At 62.6% G+C, this 2,122-nt stretch carries 3 protein-coding genes; 1 reads left to right on the forward strand and 2 read right to left on the reverse strand.

Annotation, left to right across the window (positions count from 1 at the left end; all coding sequences use genetic code 11):
* Nucleotides 1–95: GTPase (locus A2I95_RS33260; RefSeq protein WP_291736706.1), on the reverse strand; the 95-nt coding region annotated here is incomplete at its 3' end.
* Nucleotides 96–296: 201 nt separating this feature from the next.
* Between A2I95_RS33260 and A2I95_RS33265 the strand changes: the two genes are divergently transcribed.
* Nucleotides 297–1,676, forward strand: coding sequence for a multicopper oxidase family protein (locus A2I95_RS33265; RefSeq protein ID WP_291736700.1), 1,380 nt, complete (start codon nucleotides 297–299; stop codon nucleotides 1,674–1,676).
* A 4-nt stretch (nucleotides 1,677–1,680) separates the two neighbouring features.
* Here the strand turns inward: A2I95_RS33265 and A2I95_RS33270 are convergent.
* On the reverse strand, nucleotides 1,681–2,122 hold a 442-nt coding region (locus tag A2I95_RS33270; RefSeq protein WP_291736703.1), incomplete at its 5' end, for a putative dsRNA-binding protein.

A 2,122-nucleotide genomic window follows, 5' to 3' on the forward strand; every position in this document is an offset into this window, starting at 1 on the left:
ATCGAGACCTTCGCCCCGACCATGCGGTTCAACAAGGTAGATTTGCCCGCGTTGGGCTCTCCGATCAGGGCAACGAATCCGGCGCGTGTGGTCATCTGTACTGGTCCTGTTTGCAGAGCAGACCAACTACAGGATTTCACCCATAGGGGCCAGAGGCGTTTTCAACGGGCCACCGGCATCTTCCCACAACCTTGCCCTATGTCAAAGACCTGTGGCAGATCCAATGTGACAACCGCAGCGCCAAGCCATTCCGCGAGCCAGGCTTTTCATGACATTTTGCCTTAGGGAGGCTTCCAATGAAACGCCGTGACTTTCTGCTTGGAACTGCTGCGACGGCAGGAGTGATGGGCGCCGCTTCCTGGGGGGCAGCCCGCAGCACCGAACAGCAGCTGACCATCCAGACCGCCCGCTTTGCCTTTCGCGAAAAACCAACAGACGGGTTGGTGAGCCTGTCGCCGGATGCGCCGCCGCCGGTAATTTATGGCACCCAGGGCAACCCCATGCGCCTGCGAGTGGCCAACGGCACCGAAGATTACACCGCGATGCACTGGCACGGACTGCGGATCGCCAACGCAATGGACGGGGTGCCCTATCTGACCCAAATGCCGATCGCCGGCGGCGAGTCGTTTGAGTATGAATTCACTCCGCCGGATGCCGGCACCTACTGGTATCACCCGCACTGCATGACCATGGCGCAGATGGCGCATGGGCTGACCGGGGTGATGGTAATCAGGGAAGCAGAGGATCCCGGTTTCGACGGTGACCAGGTGATCAACCTGCGCGACTTCCGGCTGGATGGGAATGGCGCCTTCCTGTCCTACTACTCCGCCCGCGGCGCGGCCCGCGGCGGAACCCACGGCAATGTGCTGACCGCGAACTGGCTGCGGGCGCCGGTTTACGATCACCCCGCGGGCGGGCTGGTGCGGTTGCGCATAGTGAACACGGATACCACGCGGATCTACAAGCTGCATCTTAGTACAGACCAGGCACGGATCATCGCTTGGGACGGGCATCCGGTGGAAATTGACGTTCCCCTGCTCTCTGCCACGGAGCCGCTGCTGGTCGGCCCTGGCCAGCGGGTGGATTTCGCGCTGCGCATGCCTGCAAGCGAGGGGCAGACGGCGGATCTGCTGGCAGAGCTGCCGGGCCAGCCCACCCGCACCATGGCGAAGTTGCGGTCGGTTGGCACAAACCTGGCACGGAACATGGCCGAGTTGAAACCGCCGCCTGCCAATCCCATTTCACGGCCAGATCCAACAAACGCTGAGGTGCTTGATTTCGTCTTTGGCTGGACGCCTGAGGGCGGACCGCCGAATGATGGGTATTGCGGTTCTCTCGGCTACAGTTTCTGGTCGATCAACCGCACGCCCTGGGCCGGAGATGCGGCCAAGGGCACCGGGCCGCTGGCGACACTCGAGCGCGGCAAAAGCTATGTGCTGCGGCTGAGGAATGAATCGCCGAACCTGCATCCGATCCATTTGCATGGGCTGGCCTTTATCCCGATCCGCTCAAACCTGCGCACGCTGCCGCCGCTGGTGACGGACACCATGCTATTGTTGAAGGATGAGGTGGCCGAGATCGCGCTTGTTGCGGACAATCCGGGCGACTGGGCCTTTCACTGCCATGTGATCGAGCACCAGAAAACCGGCCTCACGGGTTTCATCCGCGTGACCTGATGGCTCAACCGAGCTGTTCCAGCAGTGCCTTTGCGGCGGCCTGTTCGGCCTGCCGCTTGGAACCTGCGGTCGCCTGTGCCTCGGTTCCGTCCTGCAACCGTGCTGCAATAGTGAAAACCGGCGCGTGATCCGGGCCGCTGCGGGACACTTCAATGTAGGCCGGCGGTTTCTGGCCTCGCGCCTGCGCCCATTCCTGCAGCGAGGTCTTGGCGTCGCGTGCGTCGCTTTCGACCTGATGGATACGGCGCCCCCACAAGCGCAGAATCATTTCCGCCGCGGCCTCAAAGCCTGCGTCCTTGTAGACTGCGGCAATCACCGCCTCCATGGCGTCGCCCAGAAGGGCCTGCTTGCGGCGTCCGCCGGACATCATTTCCGACCGGCCCAGTTTCAGAACGGCGCCCAAGTCGATTTCTGCGGCGACATCAGCGCAGGCCTCCTTGCGCACC

Source organism: Leisingera sp. F5, assembly GCF_001593695.1.